12 protein-coding genes are annotated in these 19,855 nt (G+C 44.0%); 8 read left to right on the top strand and 4 right to left on the bottom strand.

Annotated elements, in window-relative coordinates; genetic code table 11:
• The first annotated feature begins 619 nt into the window (after nt 1-619).
• From DQQ10_RS19830 to DQQ10_RS19810, 5 genes are all read left to right on the top strand, one after another.
• Nucleotides 620-2,212 (top strand): glycosyl hydrolase family 18 protein, encoded by a 1,593-nt coding sequence (locus DQQ10_RS19830; protein WP_112748659.1) that lies wholly within the window; start codon nt 620-622, stop codon nt 2,210-2,212.
• A gap of 27 nt (nt 2,213-2,239) precedes the next feature.
• On the top strand, nt 2,240-3,664 hold the full coding sequence (locus tag DQQ10_RS19825) for a family 16 glycosylhydrolase (protein ID WP_112748658.1): 1,425 nt from the start codon (nt 2,240-2,242) through the stop codon (nt 3,662-3,664).
• A gap of 168 nt (nt 3,665-3,832) precedes the next feature.
• The gene (locus DQQ10_RS19820) at nt 3,833-4,642 is read left to right on the top strand and encodes an SDR family oxidoreductase (protein WP_112748657.1); all 810 of its coding nucleotides are present in this window, start codon (nt 3,833-3,835) and stop codon (nt 4,640-4,642) included.
• A 93-nt stretch (nt 4,643-4,735) separates the two neighbouring features.
• Nucleotides 4,736-7,351: an MGH1-like glycoside hydrolase domain-containing protein gene (locus DQQ10_RS19815; protein WP_112748656.1), complete on the top strand. Its 2,616-nt coding sequence runs from the start codon at nt 4,736-4,738 to the stop codon at nt 7,349-7,351.
• A 52-nt stretch (nt 7,352-7,403) separates the two neighbouring features.
• A complete protein-coding gene (locus DQQ10_RS19810) occupies nt 7,404-9,335 on the top strand; it encodes an amylo-alpha-1,6-glucosidase (protein ID WP_112748655.1) in 1,932 nt (643 codons plus the stop codon).
• Nucleotides 9,336-9,339: 4 nt separating this feature from the next.
• Here DQQ10_RS19810 and DQQ10_RS19805 read toward each other — a convergent pair whose 3' ends face one another.
• Nucleotides 9,340-10,011 carry an SDR family NAD(P)-dependent oxidoreductase gene (locus tag DQQ10_RS19805; protein ID WP_112748654.1) on the bottom strand — a complete coding sequence of 224 codons (672 nt, stop codon included), beginning with the start codon at nt 10,009-10,011 and terminating at the stop codon, nt 9,340-9,342.
• Nucleotides 10,012-10,102: 91 nt separating this feature from the next.
• Between DQQ10_RS19805 and DQQ10_RS19800 the strand changes: the two genes are divergently transcribed.
• Nucleotides 10,103-10,837 carry a VIT1/CCC1 transporter family protein gene (locus DQQ10_RS19800; RefSeq protein ID WP_112748653.1) on the top strand — a complete coding sequence of 245 codons (735 nt, stop codon included), beginning with the start codon at nt 10,103-10,105 and terminating at the stop codon, nt 10,835-10,837.
• A gap of 28 nt (nt 10,838-10,865) precedes the next feature.
• On the opposite strand, the gene DQQ10_RS19795 is transcribed toward DQQ10_RS19800, so the two are convergent.
• Nucleotides 10,866-11,402, bottom strand: a complete 537-nt coding sequence (locus DQQ10_RS19795) for a DinB family protein (RefSeq protein ID WP_112748652.1) — start codon at nt 11,400-11,402, stop codon at nt 10,866-10,868.
• A gap of 275 nt (nt 11,403-11,677) precedes the next feature.
• On the opposite strand from DQQ10_RS19795, the gene DQQ10_RS19790 reads away from it, so the two are divergent.
• A complete protein-coding gene (locus DQQ10_RS19790) occupies nt 11,678-16,819 on the top strand; it encodes an Ig-like domain-containing protein (RefSeq protein ID WP_112748651.1) in 5,142 nt (1,713 codons plus the stop codon).
• 147 nt (nt 16,820-16,966) lie between these two features.
• Here the strand turns inward: DQQ10_RS19790 and DQQ10_RS19785 are convergent, their stop codons facing one another.
• Nucleotides 16,967-17,407: a hypothetical protein gene (locus tag DQQ10_RS19785; protein ID WP_112748650.1), complete on the bottom strand. Its 441-nt coding sequence runs from the start codon at nt 17,405-17,407 to the stop codon at nt 16,967-16,969.
• A gap of 48 nt (nt 17,408-17,455) precedes the next feature.
• Nucleotides 17,456-17,893, bottom strand: coding sequence for a GNAT family N-acetyltransferase (locus tag DQQ10_RS19780; RefSeq protein WP_112748649.1), 438 nt, complete (start codon nt 17,891-17,893; stop codon nt 17,456-17,458).
• 178 nt (nt 17,894-18,071) lie between these two features.
• Here DQQ10_RS19780 and DQQ10_RS19775 point away from each other — a divergent pair, with 178 nt between their 5' ends.
• On the top strand, nt 18,072-19,784 hold the full coding sequence (locus tag DQQ10_RS19775; protein ID WP_112748648.1) for a glycoside hydrolase 5 family protein: 1,713 nt from the start codon (nt 18,072-18,074) through the stop codon (nt 19,782-19,784).
• The last annotated feature ends 71 nt before the right edge of the window (nt 19,785-19,855 follow it).

The raw sequence follows: 19,855 nt of genomic DNA, 5'->3' as shown, positions 1-19,855 counted from the left end.
ATAGCGCACAATCTTGCAAAAGCGACCGCATGAGTGACGAAGATTTCACGCGCCTACATTTTTCAAACTAGATTAACCCAAAAAAAACAAAAAAAGCCGCCTCATGACTTTTGAGACGGCCTCTTTTTTTTGTGACGATGGCGACAAACCAAAAAATCCGGTATGAAGTGAAGCAATTAGCTGATGATCAATTTCTTTTTCGTCGTGACGTGGTATAGACGTAGCGTTGTGGCCCTTGGTGTAGTGTTTGAAGCGTAGCCTTTGGTTTCTCAGTTGATACGTTGAAATTTTACTTTGTCTTTCATCGCTTTGTTCGGGCAAGAGTAAAGCGATAACCAATCCTAAACCCATTCAAAATGAAACTCAACCAAAAGCTGAGACATCTGATTATTGTCTTCACAGTAGCGAATCTCGAAACGTCGCCGTTTTGCTGTCTACGCAAACCATACGCTACACATCTTCAACTTTGGCGCGATCCAATGATCATTTAATATCGCAGATCTTTTAAAACGGTTGTCGTCTCATCGTAGCACTGATGTGATGGACTTGCCAAAACGATATGCTGGAATACCCCCAATATTCCTTCTCTTAATAATTGTTCAACTCAAACTATTCAGTCATGGAAACCAGCTGTACGCTAAAGAGGGCATGCTTTGCCTTCGCATTTTTAATTCTTTTTTCTTTTTCAGCCTTCGGCCAATTTAAAACTGTCGGCTATCTTCCCTCGTGGGCAGGAAGTGTAAGCGCCGTACAATTTTCGAAGCTTACACACGTAAATTATGCATTTGTGCTACCAACCAATACCGGTGGCCTACAAGCACTCGAGAACCCATCCAAGTTGCAAAGCCTTGTATCGACCGCACACGCCAATGGTGTGAAAGTGCTGATTGCAGTTGGCGGATGGAACAACGGAAATGATAACGCATTCGAAAGTCTTGCCGCGAACGCGACATACCGCACCAACTTTGTTAACAGTATGATCAATATGGTTAACCAATATGGTCTCGACGGTGTTGACATTGACTGGGAGTATCCCGACAACGGTGCCTCGTCGAATAACTATTCGTTGTTGATGCAGCAGCTTAGTACAGCCATGCACAGTCGCGGGAAATTGCTAACCGCTGCTGTTGTTGCTGTCGGCGGATCGAGTATTCAAAATAATATTTTTGGTTATGTCGATTTCTTAAACATCATGGCTTACGATGGTGGAGGCTCAAATCATTCAACGTATAGTTATGCTCAACAGTCGATCAGTTATTGGAAGGGGCGCGGTTGTCCAGCGAGTAAAGTGATTCTAGGATTACCTTTCTACGGAAGATCTTCGTCAGAATACGTTGGCTACGCAGCATTACTTTCTCGTGGTGCTAATCCAAACTCAGATTTCTTTGGGAGCATCGGTTACAACGGTATCCCTACCATCAAAGCCAAAACGAATTTAGCTTTCGATCAGGGTTGTGGAGGAGCGATGATTTGGGATCTTTCGGAAGATGTGACCAATGCCAATTCTTTGTTGTCAGCCATTAATCAGGTGGTGGTGGAACGCGGTAATCCCACCCCAAATCCAGTAGCGCCAATCGGAAAAGTGATCACCTTGCGTGGCAATAACAGCCAATATGTAAGTGGTGAAAACGGAACGCAAGCGCTGCGCTGTAACCGCCCATCACCTCAGACATGGGAACAATTTTCGGTGATTGATGCCGGTGGCGGAAAGGTAGCGCTGCGCAGTATGGGCAAGTATGTTTCTTCTGAAAACGGAACGCAGGCAATTACCTGTACGCGCACTACCATCGGCGATTGGGAAAAATTCGATTGGATCATTAATACAGGTGGAACGATTTCACTGCGCGGGAATAATGGTCTCTACATCTCGTCGGAGAATGGCGTTGCAGCGATGACTTGTAATAGGACCTCCATTCAAGGTTGGGAAGTATTTACGTATGCTGTTGTTGGTAATGCGCGCATGGCGACAGATGAAACTTCGCAAACATCGCTACAAGAAGACGATGCTGTGTTTCCCAATCCATCAAAAGGCAATCTTTCAATTCGGGTTCATGAGCCATCGCAAGTAAGGATTGTAGAGATACATAAGGGGAATTTCGTTTTTGATCAACCCGTAAAAGATGAAGTCACTGTTTCAAATCTTCAACCTGGATTTTATGCTGTAATCATCAGTGGTCGGCAGCGAAAGATAACGAAGGTAATTGTACAATAGATCTCGTATCAACAAAACTACGAAGTCATGAACTCTTTCAAATTTCTTTTCATGAGTGCGCTCATGTTGATTGGTTTAACGCTACAAGCACAGACGTGGCAATTAGAATGGTCTGACGAATTTACAAATTCCATTGGTCCGGCCTGGGGGTTTGATATTGGTAACGGAACAAATGGTTGGGGTAATAACGAGCGCGAATATTATCGTCGTGAAAATGCAACGATTGAAAATGGACAACTCGTGATTACCGCCAAGCGTGAAAATTTTGGTGGACAGAATTATACATCAGCGAAACTCACCACAGGATCCACGGGTTACAATTGGCGGTATGGAAAAATTGAAGCCCGTATGAGACTTCCCGCATTCCAAGGATCTTGGCCCGCATTCTGGATGTTGGGTACAAACATTGGCGATCCTAATGTTGGATGGCCAAAGTGTGGCGAGATCGATATCATGGAACAAACTAATACAAGCAACACGGTTCTGGGTACCATTCATTGGGATAATAATGGATACGTTCACTATGGCGGCAATACGGGTACATCGGTAACCAATTATCATGTGTACGCCATTGAGTGGAGTCCAAGTTCAATTAAGTGGTTTGTCGATGGCGTGCAATTTCATGAGGCCAACATTCTGAACAATATCAATAGCACAAATGAGTTTCATAATAACTTTTTCCTCATTCTTAACCTTGCTATTGGTGGAAATCTCCCTGGATTTACGATCAATGACGCGGCGTTACCCGCTAAAATGTATGTTGATTATGTTCGTGTTTACAAAGCGACGACTTCGCCAAGCAATCCGCCAATCAATAGTGTAATCTGGTTAAGAGGTCCGAGTAATCAGTATGTTACTTCAGCAAACGGCGCAGGGCCGATGTATTGTAATCGCCCGACAGTTCAAGCTTGGGAGCAATTCACGGTAGTGAGTGCCGGTAATGGCAAGGTTGCTTTGCGCGGAAGCAACGGTCGTTATGTGTCATCGGAAAATGGCGTAGCCGCGATGACGTGTAATCGTACTACCATTGGCGGGTGGGAACAATTTGACTGGGTGGATGCGGGTAGCGGAAAGATTGCACTTCGTGGAAGTAACGGTCAATATGTTTCTTCTGAAAATGGTGCGGCGGCTATGATTTGTAATCGTGCATCAATCCAAGCCTGGGAACAGTTTAGTTGGGGAACAGGTGTTGCCGCGAGAAGTGCGACGACAACAGAAGTAGTTTCCGAGACGAGTGCAATGTCGGTATACCCTAATCCTTCACAGGGAAGTTTGAGCATCCAAGTACATGAACCGTCATCAATCACGATTGTAGATTCAAGTTCAGGTAAATCTGTTTGGTCGTCGCGTGTGAAAGACGTTGCATATCTTACGCATCTGCGAACGGGCACATACGTTGTGATTCAGAAAAATGAATACGGCACGCATTCCAAGCGAATCGTAGTCGAATAATCTGTACTTGTAACACCTTAGAGGCTGTGTGTTCGAGTTAATAAAAACTCGAACACGCAGCTTTTTTGTTGCGATCCAGAGATGTTTCCCGATGCGACCAATGTACACAACCCTTTTTAGGTTATATTCCTGGCAATACTTTTTATCATACACGTAAAACATTTTCCCATGTCAACGAAGAAAAAACTCTCAGGTCAAGTTGCTATTGTAACAGGAGCAAGTTCTGGTATTGGTGCCGGTGTAGCGAAGGCTTTAGCGCAAGCGGGCGCAGCGGTGGTAGTGAACTATAGCAGTAGCCCCGATAAAGCGGAGGCCGTTCTTACTGATATCAAATCAAACGGTGGGGAAGGTTTTACCATACGCGCTGATGTGAGTAAAGAACAAGACGTTCTGAACATGTTTGCTGAGACGTTTAAACGTTATAAGACTGTTGACATCCTGATCAACAATGCGGGTTTGCAGAAGGATTCTAAATTTCACGAAATGACGTTGGAAGAATGGAACCGTGTTATGGATATCAATCTCACCGGGCAATTTCTTTGCGCACGTGAAGCCATCAAAGAATTTTTACGCCGCGGTATTGATGAAACTAAATCGTTATCGGCAGGGAAAATTATTTGTATGAGTTCAGTTCATGAAGTGATTCCCTGGGCAGGTCATGCTAATTATTCTGCATCGAAGGGTGGCGTTATGATGTTGATGAAAAGTATTGCACAAGAATACGCGCCACAAAAAATCAGGGTGAACAGCATCGGCCCAGGTGCGATTAGGACGCCGATCAATCACGCAGCGTGGCAAACGCCAGCAGCATACAATAACTTGTTAAAATTGATTCCTTCAAAAAGAATAGGAGAGGTGGAAGACATAGGTCGTGCCGCAGTGTGGCTTGCTTCAGATGATTCGGAATACGTTAATGGAATTACATTATTTGTTGATGGTGGAATGTTGCTTTATCCAGGGTTTGAAGACAATGGATGAACGTTCACATGTACAAGTATTCACGTGTTCAAGTTTTTAATATATTCGATCAGAAATTTTCGAATATATTAGACTCCTCCAACACCTTTACATATGACTGCGGAGAAAGAACGCCTCATTCAAGACCGTGATAAAATTAAGAACTGGCGTAAGTTTGGCCCTTACCTCACTGATCGACAATGGGGAACAGTTCGCGAAGACTACAGCCCACATGGAAACGCGTGGGAATACATCTCACACGATGCCGCGCGTAGCAGAGCGTTTCGCTGGGGAGAAGAAGGTATCGGTGGAATTAGTGATGATAAGCAGATCATTAATTTTGCACTCGCGCTGTGGAATAAGAAAGATCCGATCATCAAGGAGCGACTGTTCGGTGTAACGGGAAACGAAGGCAACCACGGTGAAGATTGCAAGGAGTTTTATTACTACATCGATAGTACGCCGACGCATTCGTTCATGACGATGCTGTATAAATATCCGCAGCAAGAATTTCCATATTCAAAACTTGTCGAAGAAAATCGCCGTCGCGGGAAACACGAGCCCGAGTATGAAATAATGGATACCGGCATATTCTCTGATAACAAATATTTCGATGTTTTTATTTCCTATGCAAAAGCTGACGAGGATGATATATTGATCAGCCTTTCGATTTACAATCGTGGTAAAGACACGGCTTCCTTGAATGTACTTCCGCAAATTTGGTTTCGAAATACATGGTCGTGGGGATATGATGATTACAAACCGAATTTGACTTTAGGAAAAGATCATATCGTAGTGAATCACATGGAGCTAGGCGATCACTATTTATTCTTTGAAGAAAAACCCAGTGTTCTTTTTTGTGAAAATGAAACCAACACCGGAAGACTTTTCAATTATCATACTGCTGGGACATTTAAAGATGGCATCGATGAGTACCTCGTTCATGGAAACACCGACGCGTTAAATACAAGCGCATCAGGAACCAAAGCTGCTATAAATTATGACGTCGAAATTGCAGGGGGGAAATCGAAAACGATTAAACTACGGTTGTCGAGCCGGAAATTAAAAAATGCGTTTAACGATTTTGATGAAATCTTCAATAGCCGTAAGCATGAGGCTGATGCTTTTTATGACGAGTTACAATTGAAGATCAAAGACGGTGACAAGCGGTTAATTCAACGGCAGGCGTTTGCAGGGATGCTCTGGAGCAAACAATTTTTTTATTATGATGTAGCGCAGTGGTTGAAAGGCGATCCAGCGCAGCCGGCGCCACCTGCACAGCGTCGTCACGGAAGAAATTCGGAATGGGTTCACCTGAATAACGCAGACATTATTTCGATGCCCGACAAATGGGAATATCCGTGGTATGCTGCGTGGGATCTTGCTTTTCATACGATTCCACTCGCGATGGTTGATCCGGAATTCGCAAAGCAGCAGCTTGTGTTATTCACGAAAGAGTGGTACATGCATCCCAATGGCCAAATTCCTGCTTATGAATGGGCGCTGGGCGATGTTAATCCGCCTGTTCACGGTTGGGCTACATGGCGTGTTTACAAGATCGACCAAAAGTTGCAAGGCAAGAATGATTATCGATTCTTAGAGGAGGTTTTCCAAAAGCTTCTATTGAATTTTACCTGGTGGGTAAACAAGAAAGATTATAATGGCAATAATATTTTCCAAGGTGGATTTCTTGGAATGGATAACATTGGTGTTTTTGATCGCAGCAGTAAACTTCCAACAGGCGGTTTTATAGAGCAGTCTGATGGTACCAGTTGGATGGCGATGTTTACGTTGAACATGTTGCGTATGTCGCTTGAACTCGCCAAGCAGAACACGGTCTATGAAAGTTTAGCGACGAAATTTTTTGAACACTTCTTATACATCGCGGGTGCGATGGCCAACGTTGGCAATGAAGGGATAAACCTTTGGGATAACGAAGATGAATTTTTCTACGATGTTCTTCACACTCCCGACGATCAACGTATCAGAATGAAAGTGCGGTCGATGGTCGGTCTTATTCCGCTCTTTGCGGTGGAAGTGTTGGATGAAGAGGTGTTTCAGAAGATGCCTCAATTTACAACACGCCTCGAATGGTTTTTAAAGAATAGACCCGATTTGGCGAACTTAATTTCGCGGTGGGGCGAGAAAGGCAAGAATGAACGCCACCTGCTATCGCTGTTGCGGGGCCATCGTATGAAATGTTTGTTGAAGCGTATGTTGGACGAAAGAGAATTCTTGTCGCCGTATGGCATTCGTGCGTTATCGAAAGTTTATGATGAGAACCCTTACGAACTGACCGTGAATAGTTCGAAGTTTTCTGTGAAGTATACACCGGGAGATAGCGATACATCACTTTTCGGAGGCAACTCAAATTGGCGAGGTCCGATTTGGTTCCCTGTAAATTATCTTTTGATAGAATCCCTTCAAAGGTTTCACCATTACTATGGCGACGATTTTAAAGTGGAGCACCCTACCGGTTCCGGCAACATGCTTACGTTAAAACAAATTGCAGCGGAGCTATCGGAGCGTCTGGTAAAAATATTTACCGTTGATAAAGACGGACGACGTGCCGTGAATGGCAATTATGATCAACTCAACACCGATAAGAACTTTAGTCAATACGTTTTGTTTTATGAATATTTCCACGGCGATAGTGGTCGTGGTGTTGGAGCGTCACATCAAACAGGTTGGACAGGCTTGGTAGCGAAACTTATTCAACCGCGAAGATAATTACACGACGGTTGTTACATTTGGATTCGAGACGTTGTAATAGAGAGATGACATGAAGGATCTGCAAAATTTTGAGAAGAGTTTGTCGCTCGAGTGGCTGGAGACGAATGGCGTCGGCGGCTATGCGAGCAGTACCGTTGCCGGTGCACACTCGCGAAAATATCATGGCATGTTGGTGGCTTCGCTTAATCCACCTGTCAATCGTATGGTCGTGGTTTCGAAACTTGAAGAAACAATCGTTTTCGGAGAGCGTGAATTTCAACTTTCTGCAAATCAATATCCAGGTGTAATCCATCCGCGAGGGACCAATCATCTGGTATCATTCGAACGTGATCTCTTTCCGGTTTTTAGATATGAAGCCGATGGTGTGATTATTCAGAAAACGATTGCTGCTATTCACGGCGAAAATACAACGGTGGTACTATACGCGGTAATTGCCGCACCAAGTTCATTTACGCTTGAATTGCTTCCGAAATACTCTTGTCGCGATATACATCATTTAACCTTTGCCAACGATTCTATTGGGAGTCAATACTTATTTGACAAAGGAATTTTCCGGACACTCAATTATCAAGGGTGTCCTGAATTTTTTATTAGCGTTCCCGGTGCCACATTCACGGAAGCAAAATCATGGTTCCATAATATCGAATATGAAGTAGAGCGGCAGCGTGGCTTAGATTTTAAAGAAGATCTATTCTCGCATGGAAAGTTTTCGATAGAGCTGATGCAGGGTGATGTAGTGGGCGTTATTCTCTCGACTCAAGATCCCAAAAGAAAAAACGCCGTAAAGCTCTTTGATGATGAACGCAAGCGACGCGAATTACTGGTAGAGAATGAAAAAGGAACGATCAGAAAGCTTGTCCTTGCTGCTGATCAATTTATCGTAAAGCGAGGCAACCTTAATACCATTATTGCTGGATATCACTGGTTTTCTGATTGGGGACGAGACACGATGATCTCACTGCCTGGATTATGTTTGGCAACCGGACGATTTCAAGATGCGAAAAAAATACTCAAGGTTTTTGCCGAAAGTATTAAAGATGGCATGCTGCCCAATCGATTCCCCGATGATGGCGAGTCGCCAGAGTATAATACCATCGATGCGACGCTCTGGTATTTCTATGCGATCTACAAATATTACAGGTATACTGATGACCTAGCATTTGTGAAGAGCTTGATCCCCATTTTGAAGGATATCCTTTCGTGGCATATCAAGGGTACAGCATATAACATTGGCGTCGATCCGGCGGATGATTTACTCGCTGGTGGTGCACAAGGAGCACAACTCACTTGGATGGACGCAAAAGTTGGAGATTGGGTAGTGACACCGCGTCGCGGAAAACCCGTGGAAATAAATGCACTTTGGTATAATGCACTCTGCATTCTCGAACATCTCTTGATAAGAGCTGGCGACAAAGTTGGTTCGGTGTTGTATCGTGATCAAGCACAACGTGTCGCGAAAAATTTTAACGCCAAGTTTTGGAACACAGACGGTGAATATTTGTTCGATGTGATTGATGGCGATGATCGTAGTAGTGACATCCGGCCGAATCAGTTGTATGCGATTAGTCTTCCTTTTTCATTGTTATCTTTAGAGCAAGCGGAGAAAGTTTTAGCGTGTGTTGCAAAGCATCTCGTCACACCTCGGGGCCTGCGAAGTTTGTCGCCTGCTAACCCTGCATACAAAGGAATCTATCAAGGTAACGTATTGCAGCGCGATGGTGCGTATCATCAAGGAACAGTCTGGAGTTTTTTGATTGGGTGTTACATCGATGCATTGATTGAAACAAAAGGTAAGGAAGGCAAGACGGAAGCCACTGCGTTATTAAAGAAAATGACTAAACACATCGACGAATCTTGTGTTGGTTCTATTTCAGAAATTTTCGATGGCGATGCCCCACATGCACCGAAAGGATGTGTTGCCCAAGCCTGGGGTGTGGCCGAGTTGCTACGTGTTGTTAAAGAACATCAGCTACTTGTCTAGTTCTCTACACCGATCCGTAAATTTTTACGATAGGCTCTCGCAACGATTTTGATTTTTCTGAGATGAGTGTTGCGATCGTGTCTGCAATTTCTTCTGGCTTCACCCATTTTGAAAAATCTGCTTTTGGCATTGCATCACGGTTCACAGGCGTGTCTATGATACTCGGTACGACTACGGAAGTCACAACATTTTTATCCGCACCTTCGGCATTCAATAGTTCTGCTAGCGTAAAAATTAGAGATTTAGAAAGCGCATAGGCTACAGTATTTTTACCAGCGTGGGCATCAAGTGCGGGGCGTGCGCCAACGAGCACAATTCTACCGTTTTTTTGTTTCGCCATGTATTGGAATATCGGTCTCGCTACGAAGTAAGCTGTGTGAAAGTTCATGTCGAACATCTTCTTTACTTCTTCACCATTTGCCTGATCGATTCCACCGAAGGTAAATCCGCCCACCAATAACACGGCTGCGTCGATCGTGATGTGTGCCTTTAATATTTGCGAAATCGCTTCATCGACAGCGGCTTCTTGCGTAAGGTCTGCTTCATAGCCCTTAACGCCTTTGGGCAGCGATGATGATTTGCCGACGCTGGTTATGGCAATAAGATTGTCGGTCTGGAATCTATCTACTACGGCGTGTCCCAAGTTTCCGGTAGCGCCGGTGATGAGAATATTCATGTACGTGTGTTTTTCGAAATATCGTTTATCGTTAAGTCAATGCAAAGCTAGATGCGTGAACTTTATCTGTTAACTTTCCATTTTAACTTCAATGGAACATCAAGCTATAGAAGATCAACTTCACGGGAGTTCAACATGGATGAAACGTTTTGAGCGCTACCTTCCAGAGTTGGTGTATGGATCAATAGACGGAATCGTCACAACGTTTGCCGTTGTTGCTGGATCAGCGGGTGCCGAACTGAGTATTTCTGTCGTGCTTATTTTGGGCTTAGCCAATTTGATTGCCGATGGATTGTCGATGTCAATTGGAAGCTACCTCTCAAAAAAATCCGAACAAGATAATTATAAGAAGCATTTGAAGATTGAAGCGTGGGAGATAGAAAACCTTCCGGACGCCGAGCGTAAAGAGATTGAAGATATTTTCCGTGAGAAGGGTTTCGACGGAAAAGAGTTAGAAATGGTTGTGAACCGAATTACATCGAATAAAAAGGTTTGGCTTGATACTATGATGAAAGATGAACTGGGCCTTACGTTAGAAAGTAAATCTCCATTTAAAGCGGGCCTTTCTACGCTTGTATCTTTTGTCATCGCGGGTGCTATTCCTTTGATTGTTTACATACTCTCTTACTCGGGAAATACTTCACTCGATCCATTCATATTATCATCTGTTGTTACAGCGCTGGCTTTCGTATTAATAGGATACATAAAAACATACGTTACGCAGGCCGGGCTAATTAGAAGTATTGCTGAAACATTGTTACTCGGCGCCGCGGCTGCAGCTGCTGCATATTTTTTGGGAGACTACTTACGCGGAATTATTACGTAGCCACTCAAGACTTAGCCCGCTAAACTTACTATTGCATGTGCGATAAAACTTCTTTCGCTTGCTCAAGGTGTCGTTGCTCATGCGCGACGATGATATCAAATGCCGTTTCCAATTTGTAGACAATAACCTGACTTGCTGGCGAAGAAATGACCGTTCCCTTTTCAAGAAGGTCTTGAGAATTTGCAATCAATGTTTTCAAATCATCTTGATGGTGTTGGAATTTTTCAAGGATATCTCCAGGAATGGTGGACGCGGACGGTTCCCACCGCGGAAATGTCTTCATCCTATTTTTTCGATCGGGTTGAACTGATTTTAGGATAGACTTGCCGAAAAAGTTTACCATGAAATTGAACTTGCTGAGCCAATGCACTTGATGCTTCCCGTTTCGGATGTCAGCGATCCAGTCGAAGTAGCTGTTGTTGATTACAATCAGATGATCAATATTTTGGGCGATGCTCCAGGTTTGAGGCGCAGGTTTCCAATTCAGTTGGCGTTCGTTTAGGTCCCCAAAAGTTGAAACGAAGTCTTTTGTTGTCTTGTCGATGGTCGGATGCCAAAGGTTCATAAAGTTACGTTATGACGTATGTGAATATATAAATATAGTGTCACGCCATTTTGTTGGATCTTAACTGATTGTTGTCATTCTAAAAAACGCGGCTGAGTTGCGCTCCTATTTTCGCTTTAAATGCACAAATTTTCAATAATTCGTTCTGTGATGTAGTCAAGATGTATAGTGAAAAGCATTTTTGATGTAATCAATTCTTGCAATGAGATGGGGAAAAGAATCGACTTTCGAGTTGCAAACGCGTGCACAACCGTTTGAAATAACCCAGCCAAACCATGAAAACCGAATTATTATCACTCATTTCAGCCCGGAAAGGACGAAATTACTTCGTTTCGCCGCTTTCTGTGGAGTTGCTTAACCCGCAGTTGATTATTAGTGCAGTTGTTTTTGTGTTGTTGAGTCTTTCTTTGATGTTCGACGTAGTGGCTCAGGTCACTTCTGTTGGTAGTGGAAGCTACACTTCTACGTTTCCCGGCACGGATGCAGCGGGGAGAAATACTTATCCGACAGGCTCGCCCGGCCTTTCCGGTGCTGCCGCATCCAAACCAGTCCCTACCAACGACTGGTGGTCAAACTTTGTAAAAAATAGTCACGGCGGACAAGCGTTTAACTATCCGCTATCTTATAAATCAGTTCCATCCGGAATTGTTGTTAACCTCACCGTGCCTCCGGGAGCCGGTCCATCAGAATACCGTCAACCGATGGGTGATGTGAATGCTATTGTTGTTGGAGTCGATGGATTGAACGCAACACAATCAACGGCAGCTGATCACACCGACTGGACCGTTACGATGAACTGGAATGCAGGAGGAAAAAACTTCAACGCATTAATGGGTATCGGTATGCCGTTTACGTATTTCACGAAGGGCAGCAGTGATCTTGCAAAAGTTGTCGTTAACCACAATCCATCTGGCGCGTCTATCAGTGGAAACAAAATCATCATCACCAATACCTATAACGGAGCAAACTTTGTTGTTTTCGGTCCGGCGGGAACCGTTTGGAGCGGTAGCAACGGTGTGTATACATCGAACTTAAATGGCAAGAACTATTGGTCGATGGCCATGTTGCCGACGGGTGTTGATGTTAATACGGCGATCAATAATCTCGCAGCATATGCATATGTGTTTCCATCCAACACAGCAGTTGCTTGGAATTATACAGCGTCGACTGGTGCGCTTCGTACAACATTTACTGTAACGCCGGATGTAAAGGAAGGATCTGCCAATGTAGTGTTACAAGGACTACTCCCTCATCAATGGTCGCGTCTCGCCGCGGGCTCACCTACACCTGCAGGATATACTTACAATACTGTACGTGGTCAATTGAAGATGCTTGCATCAAATTCATTTATTGTTGAAAACAAATTCAGTGGAATTTTGCCGACGTTGCCAAACTTGGCAAAGTATAGCGGTGGTTTTGATCCAGGCGCACTTTACAAAAAAATTGACATCATGAAGAATGATGGTTTAGCTGAATGGACCGACTCTTATAATGAAGGACAAGGTATGAACCGTTTGATTCAAGCTGCACATCTCGCGCATCAAATCGGTCACATTGAAGCGCGCGATAAACTTATCAATACAGTAAAAGCGCGTCTTGAAGATTGGTTCAAAGCCGAAGGTGGCGAGGTTGCTTTCCTATTCTATTACAACAATACTTGGAAGTCTTTGATTGGTTATCCTGCAGGTCACCGTCAAGATGAAAATTTAAACGATCACCATTTTCATTGGGGATATTTTATTCATGCTGCTGCAGCCATTGAACAGTATCAACCGGGATGGGCTTCACAGTGGGGTGGCATGGTCGACCTTCTCATTCGCGATGCATCGAATCCATCACGCACCGATTCAATGTTTCCTTTTTTAAGGAACTTCAGTCCCTATGCCGGACACTGCTGGGCAAATGGTTTTGCAACAGAACCTTTTGGAAATGATCAAGAATCTACATCCGAGTCGATGCAATTCAACTCGTCACTAATTCACTGGGGAACGGTAACGGGAAATAATGCTATTCGTGATTTAGGAATTTATCTCTATACAACAGAGCAATCTGCTGTGGAAGAATATTGGTTCGATCAAAATGATAGAACATTTCAGCCTGCTTATGCACATGAGATGGTAGCGCGTATTTGGGGCGCCGGCTACGACAACGGCACTTGGTGGACTTCCGACATCGCTGCTTCCTATGGTATTCAGCTTTATCCTATTCATGGTGGCGCGCTTTACATGGGACAGAATACGGCTTACGTACAAAAAGTTTGGGATGGCATGAAAGCAAAAACACAAGTGCTTAACAATACACCAAACGACAATTTGTGGTACGATACTTATTGGAGCTTCTTGTCCTTCCTTGATCCACAACAAGCCATCAATCTTTACAACGCATACCCTAACAGGAGTATCAAGTTTGGTATCTCCGATGGACAAACGTATCATTGGCTTCACACCATGAATGCCATGGGGCAAGTAGCGGAAGAGGTTACTGCAAACTATCCGATAGCAGCTGTCTTTAACAAAGCAGGTGTAAAAACATATGTTGCGTACAACTACGGTGCGTCAACGATTACCGTAAACTTCTCTGACGGATATTCTATGTCCGTACCTTCCAAGACAATGGTAACCAATCGAGATATTGCAGTTACTGTATCGCTCAGTAGTAATACAACGCAAGTGCCTACCAATGGTACCATTAATTTGACGGCATCCACAACAGGATCTGGTATTACAAAAGTTGAATTCTATCGTGATGGTACGCTCATCGGAACGGATACAAGTTCACCCTATACTTTAACAACACAGCCATTGGCTGCAGGTCTTCCAAATTTCCATGCGCGTGCTTATGTGGGAACGAACCACAACGTTTCGAATGTGGTAGCAGTTCAGGCAGGCTCACAAGTTCCGTATGGTGGAACAGCAACGGCAATCCCTGGCACAATCGAAGCAGGTAACTACGACGCCTTCGAAGGTGGCAGCGGGCAAGGTGTTTCATACTCCGACGCTACATCATGGAATGAAGGAAATTACAGAACGAGTGAAGCGGTTGATGCAGGTACAACAACGAGTGAAGGTGTTACCGTTGGTTGGATTGATGCCGGCGAATGGTTAGAGTACACTGTCAATGTTGCAACAGCTGGAAATTATAACGTCACGCTTCGTTATACTTCAGGTAACACGGCAGGTGGTGGACCATTCTGGTTTGAGAATGCGGCGGGTACTAAAATCACTCCTGATATAACAGTTGCTTTTAACGACACAAATTGGTCGACGTATGTAAATAAAGTTGTCAATAATGTGTCGCTTGCAGCAGGTCAGCAAGTGATCAGAGTAAAAGTTGGCAATGGTGGATTCAATCTCGGCAGAATGACATTTGCTTTTGCAGGAGGTACACCACCAACGGTGAGCATTACGTCGCCTGCAAACAACACATCATTCACGGCGCCCGGAAACATTACGATCAATGCCACAGCATCTGACTCCGATGGCTCTGTATCGAAAGTTGAGTTCTTTAATGGGTCTACTAAACTTGGTGAAGACACTTCAAGTCCATACAGCTTTGCGTGGACAAACGTTTCATCAGGAACGTATGCACTTTCAGCAAGAGCAACGGACAATGGCAGCTTAACAGCAACATCATCGACCGTAAACGTAACGGTAAGTAACAACGCTGTTCCATCTGTGAGCATTTCATCGCCATCAAACGGCGCCACATTTAACGCACCAGCAAGCATTACAATCAATGCGAATGCATCTGATACAGACGGAACGATATCAAAAGTTGAGTTCTATAACGGTGCAACCAAGCTGGGTGAAGATACCACTAGTCCCTACAGTTTTGCATGGACAGGTGTTGCAGCTGGTACATACTCACTCGCAGCGAGAGCAATTGATAATGGTAATGCAAACAGCACATCATCCGTTGTCAATGTTACCGTGAATGGTGGCGGTACGGGTTGTTCAGGCAATGGTCCGAATGCGCCAAGCACAAGTACACCTGATTATACTTGGCAGGCGTCTAACAGCGCTAATCCAACAATCACGTTTGTGCCAGGATCTCCAATCTCGGGAACAACAATGGTTATTCTTTATTATAAAATAGGAACAGGTGGGTACATCGGTGTGAACATGGATCCATCTGGATCAAATTATACGAAGTCCTTTACGGCTCCATCAGGGTCAGCCATCGCGATGTACTTTACGTATCGTGTCGGTGCAACCATGGCGGAAAGAAATTCAAGTGCTACGCCGCATAGCTTCACCGTTGGGCAATGTAGTGGTGGCAATATTTCTCCGACAGTAAACCTCACATCACCCACAAACGGGGCTTCTTTCACTGCACCCGCGAGTATCACCATCAATGCAACAGCAGCCGATTCAGATGGCACTGTGTCCAAAGTAGAGTTCTATAATGGAACAACGAAACTTGGCGAAGATACATCGAGTCCTTACAGCTATACGTGGACAAGCGTAGCCGCAGGCTCTTATTCGTTAACTGCACGTGCTGTAGATAATGCCAGCGCGACTACAACGTCGTCAAGTGTGAGTGTCACGGTCACTTCAAGCAATGTGTTGCCAACTGCGGCTATCACATCGCCGACCAATGGCGCAACGTTTTCTGCTCCGGCGAGCATAACGATCAACGCTACGGCGACTGATTCAGATGGTACTGTTTCTAAAGTTGAATTCTACAACGGATCAACTAAACTCGGTGAAGATACTTCGAGTCCTTATAGCTACACATGGACTAACGTTGCTGCAGGAACATATTCGCTCACAGCGCGATCAACTGACAACCTTGGCGCTACAAGAACATCGACGGCCGTGAGTGTAACGGTGAACGGTGTAAGCGTTTGTACTGGTAATGGACCGACGCAAAGCGGTCAATCTGTCGCCGACTACAGCTACGAGATTTCAACGAGCGGAAATGTAAACGTGAAATTTATACCGAAGAGCCCGATCAACGGATGTGACCTCGCTATTTTCTATTACCGAATTGGAACCGGTGGTTATGCGGGATATATGATGACTGCATCAGCTGGAAACTTTACAACATCGGTATCCATTCCAAGTGGATCGAATATTCAATTCTATTTCACCTACCGCAGAAGTGCCGGTGGTATGGAAAGTAACTCGGCTGCGACGCCACATGGCTACACGGTAGGATCGACATGTTCGGCGAGAGTAGCAACAACCGTTGAATCAGAAACCTTTGACATGTATCCCAATCCTGTGTCGCACGAACTGTATGTGTCGGGGCTTTCGGGAAATCAATTTAGCATCATCAATGCGAATGGAAGTAAGATGCGTGAGGAAATAGCAACATCAGATATTGTGAACGTTTCGTCTTACAATGCTGGAATTTATATGTTAGTCATTACGAAAAACAACCAACGTTTTGTTCAACGCTTTGTGAAAAAATAACCAATAACCATAAACCCAAGACTCCGTCTGGTCACCGCAAGGTGGTCAGGCGGTTTTTAAAACAAAGCGTTGATCATTAATTTGGTAGTTTGAGTAGGAAGGGGCTGCACGAGGTGCAGTCTCTTTTTTTTAGGATCGATCTAAATATCATTCTCGCGCGTCGATGATGATCGGCATGGAGATCAAAGTAGGAACTTTTTTTCCTTTGTGTTTACCCGGTGTCCAATCCTTTAACAGCGCGACCACACGTAATATTTCTAGTTCGTAGTGATTGAGCTTAGCCTCACCGTTGCGTTTCAAGATGCATGGATTACGAACTTGTCCCAACGTGTCAACAACCCACTCCACCAATATTTTTTCAAGTGGTGGCTTTTGGCCCTTAGGGTATTTGATACTATCGGCAACCATACGAACCATCTCACGTTCTCCACTTCTGTATTTAGCCATTTCTTCTGTGACCATCATCACCTTCATGCCGTCAATACTATCGTGACTTGCTTTACACTGTTTGTAGGTAGGTGGTTGTTGCGCGAAAAGCGGCGTAGTTAAAAGAAGAAAGGAAAAGATTACGATATACAGGTTGTTCATTTTTAATTCTTAAATGCTATTGAAAATAATTTTATGATGTGCAGTAAATTACTTCCGATACTCCCACTCCCATACTTCGCCATCATCAGGATCAATAACTGTTCCTGAAAAATGAAAATTGTTTTTACGTAAAATCTTTGTTGAAAAGTTCTCCGCCGGCAGTGTCCGTGCAGTGATCAGAACTGAAGGATCTGTTCGTGTTGCGATCTCGAGTAGACGGCCACAGATTTCAGTGCCGTAACCCATTCTTCGATATTGCGGAAAAATGCCATAAGCAATTTCGATTTTTCCAAAGAGGGGACGTCCCTTGAATGCGCCCGTACCGATTAGAACCCGATCCTTTTGCGCATAGTATCCTACCCAAGGAAAATGGTAGCCAATATTCTTGAAAAATTTGACCGACATCTCCAACGTATCCTGACAATCTGGATGATCAATAAAATCAATGTTGTCTTCCAAATTCTCTTTTATCGGAAGCAGTACCATGTCATTGGTGATTTTAGCTAAAGGTAATCGCAAAAAAGCACAAAGCCATGGCAATACCGGTTGGCGGAAGGACGCTACGACTACTATTCGGGACTATAGTGTTACGGGTACGGAGCGAAACGGCCTAATTTCGGAGCACAACAAAGCATCTGCAGTTGGGTTAAAAAATTAACAAATCATGAAAAACATTATTGTCTCTGCATTTCTTCTGGTGATGACGTCTGCGGCGTTTGGCCAAGGGATTAGTAAGGTATCACAGAAATCAAAAAATATTACACAGTATGAGAAGGGGGAGTTTGAGGTGATTGTAGACGGACTTTTTAAAAATCCTTTTGACTTACGAGAAATTGTCATTGATATGGAAATTTCCACGCCGAGCGGCAAAACACTTGTGCTACCAACGTACTTCGATTCCGAACGTAACGGACAATCATTGTTTAAAGCAAATTTTTCTCCTCAAGAAAGCGGAAATTATCAATGTCATTTCGTCGTTCGTAGTGGCGTCAAAAAAGATTCGAAAAGTAAAATTCTAAAATTCACGGCAGTAGCTTCGAAGGGAAACGGCTTCTTGCATATCGGGGACTATTGGACATTAAAATTTGATTCCGGAAAACCTTTCCGTGGTATCGGGGAAAATGTTGGTTGGGAATCTCGCACTTTTGAAGATAAAAAATGGACATACGACTATTTACTTCCGACGCTATCAAGCAACGGCGCAAATTTCTTTCGTACGTGGATGTGTGTTTGGAATATGCCGCTCATTTGGAAGAAAGTGGTAAATACAAATCGCTATCAGCATTCAAATGAATACTTCCATCAAGGCGGCGTTAAGCGAATGGATGAGCTCGTTGCTTTATGCGACTCTTTAGATCTTTATATGATGCTTGCTTTTGATTGGCATGGCGCGCTGATTGCCGATGGAGAGTGGAAAGACCATCCGTACAATATTGTCAATGGCGGGCCCGCGAAAAATCCCACTGAATTTTTCACGCATGCAGAATGTAAGGCCATGTATAAAAATAAACTCCGTTACATTGTAGCGCGTTGGGGGTATAGTAAAAATATTGCAGCGTGGGAATTTTTTAATGAGGTCGACAACGCCGCTTTCACTGCAACGCCGCAAGATAGCATACGCATACCGTTGCAAGCCATCACCCAGTGGCACGATGAAATGAGCACGTACCTCAAATCGATCGACCCCTACCAACATATCGTAACAACGAGTATCTCTCACCGCGATATCGATGGCATGAATGATTTAAAAAACATCGATCTAAACCAAAAGCACATTTACAATAAAACGCATTTGTTAGCGCCTACAATTCTAGCGTATACAAAGCGACATGAAAAGCCCTATGTGATTGGTGAATTCGGCTACGATTGGAATTGGGATAATGTAACACACGAGCGAGGTGAAGGATTTGACTATGATTATAAACGTGGCCTGTGGTATGGCTTGATGACTCCCACGCCCATTTTGCCAATGACGTGGTGGTGGGAGTTCTTCGACGAAAGAAACATGACGCCATATTTCAAGGGGGTAAGCGAAATAAACAACGCCATGTTGGCGGCGGGGAACGGTAAGTTTGAATCCATCGAAACTAAAAATACCAATGTTGAAACTTTTGCTGTAAAGTGCGGAAATACATTTTTTGTATACCTTTTGAATTCTACCGGAGAAACGATCAACGCAACGGCTGGGCTACTGGTGGAAGGTCAGGGAAATTTTTCCGTGAAGCGTTTTGATCCATTGACGACAGAAAATACATTATTGTCGCGCTTGAAAGGTGACAAGGACGGGATCACAATTCCTGAAATATTGTTAGACAAACATCAAGAAGTTGTGCTCATCATTACCGGTGAAGAGCAGAAAGCAAAGCTAGACCGCTAATACGATTTGCGCCACCTAACTAATGTTTTAGCGTGGCGCATTTGTTTTTCGAGATGTAGGTCCAAGTCAGC

Source organism: Pseudochryseolinea flava (assembly GCF_003286915.1).
Taxonomy (GTDB): Bacteria; Bacteroidota; Bacteroidia; order Cytophagales; family Cyclobacteriaceae; genus Ohtaekwangia; species Ohtaekwangia flava.
The sequence above is the reverse complement of the archived record's forward strand: the minus strand, read 5'-3'. Positions and strand labels throughout refer to the sequence as shown.

Excerpts from the sequence above, each read along its gene's own strand:
- DQQ10_RS19830 (WP_112748659.1), top strand. The coding sequence starts at position 620 with ATGGAAACCAGCTGTACGCTAAAGAGGGCATGCTTTGCCTTCGCATTT.
- DQQ10_RS19825 (WP_112748658.1), top strand. The coding sequence starts at position 2,240 with ATGAACTCTTTCAAATTTCTTTTCATGAGTGCGCTCATGTTGATTGGT.
- DQQ10_RS19820 (WP_112748657.1), top strand. The coding sequence starts at position 3,833 with ATGTCAACGAAGAAAAAACTCTCAGGTCAAGTTGCTATTGTAACAGGA.
- DQQ10_RS19815 (WP_112748656.1), top strand. The coding sequence starts at position 4,736 with ATGACTGCGGAGAAAGAACGCCTCATTCAAGACCGTGATAAAATTAAG.
- DQQ10_RS19810 (WP_112748655.1), top strand. The coding sequence starts at position 7,404 with ATGAAGGATCTGCAAAATTTTGAGAAGAGTTTGTCGCTCGAGTGGCTG.
- DQQ10_RS19805 (WP_112748654.1), bottom strand. The coding sequence starts at position 10,011 with ATGAATATTCTCATCACCGGCGCTACCGGAAACTTGGGACACGCCGTA.
- DQQ10_RS19800 (WP_112748653.1), top strand. The coding sequence starts at position 10,103 with ATGGAACATCAAGCTATAGAAGATCAACTTCACGGGAGTTCAACATGG.
- DQQ10_RS19795 (WP_112748652.1), bottom strand. The coding sequence starts at position 11,402 with ATGAACCTTTGGCATCCGACCATCGACAAGACAACAAAAGACTTCGTT.
- DQQ10_RS19790 (WP_112748651.1), top strand. The coding sequence starts at position 11,678 with ATGAAAACCGAATTATTATCACTCATTTCAGCCCGGAAAGGACGAAAT.
- DQQ10_RS19785 (WP_112748650.1), bottom strand. The coding sequence starts at position 17,407 with ATGAACAACCTGTATATCGTAATCTTTTCCTTTCTTCTTTTAACTACG.
- DQQ10_RS19780 (WP_112748649.1), bottom strand. The coding sequence starts at position 17,893 with ATGGTACTGCTTCCGATAAAAGAGAATTTGGAAGACAACATTGATTTT.
- DQQ10_RS19775 (WP_112748648.1), top strand. The coding sequence starts at position 18,072 with ATGAAAAACATTATTGTCTCTGCATTTCTTCTGGTGATGACGTCTGCG.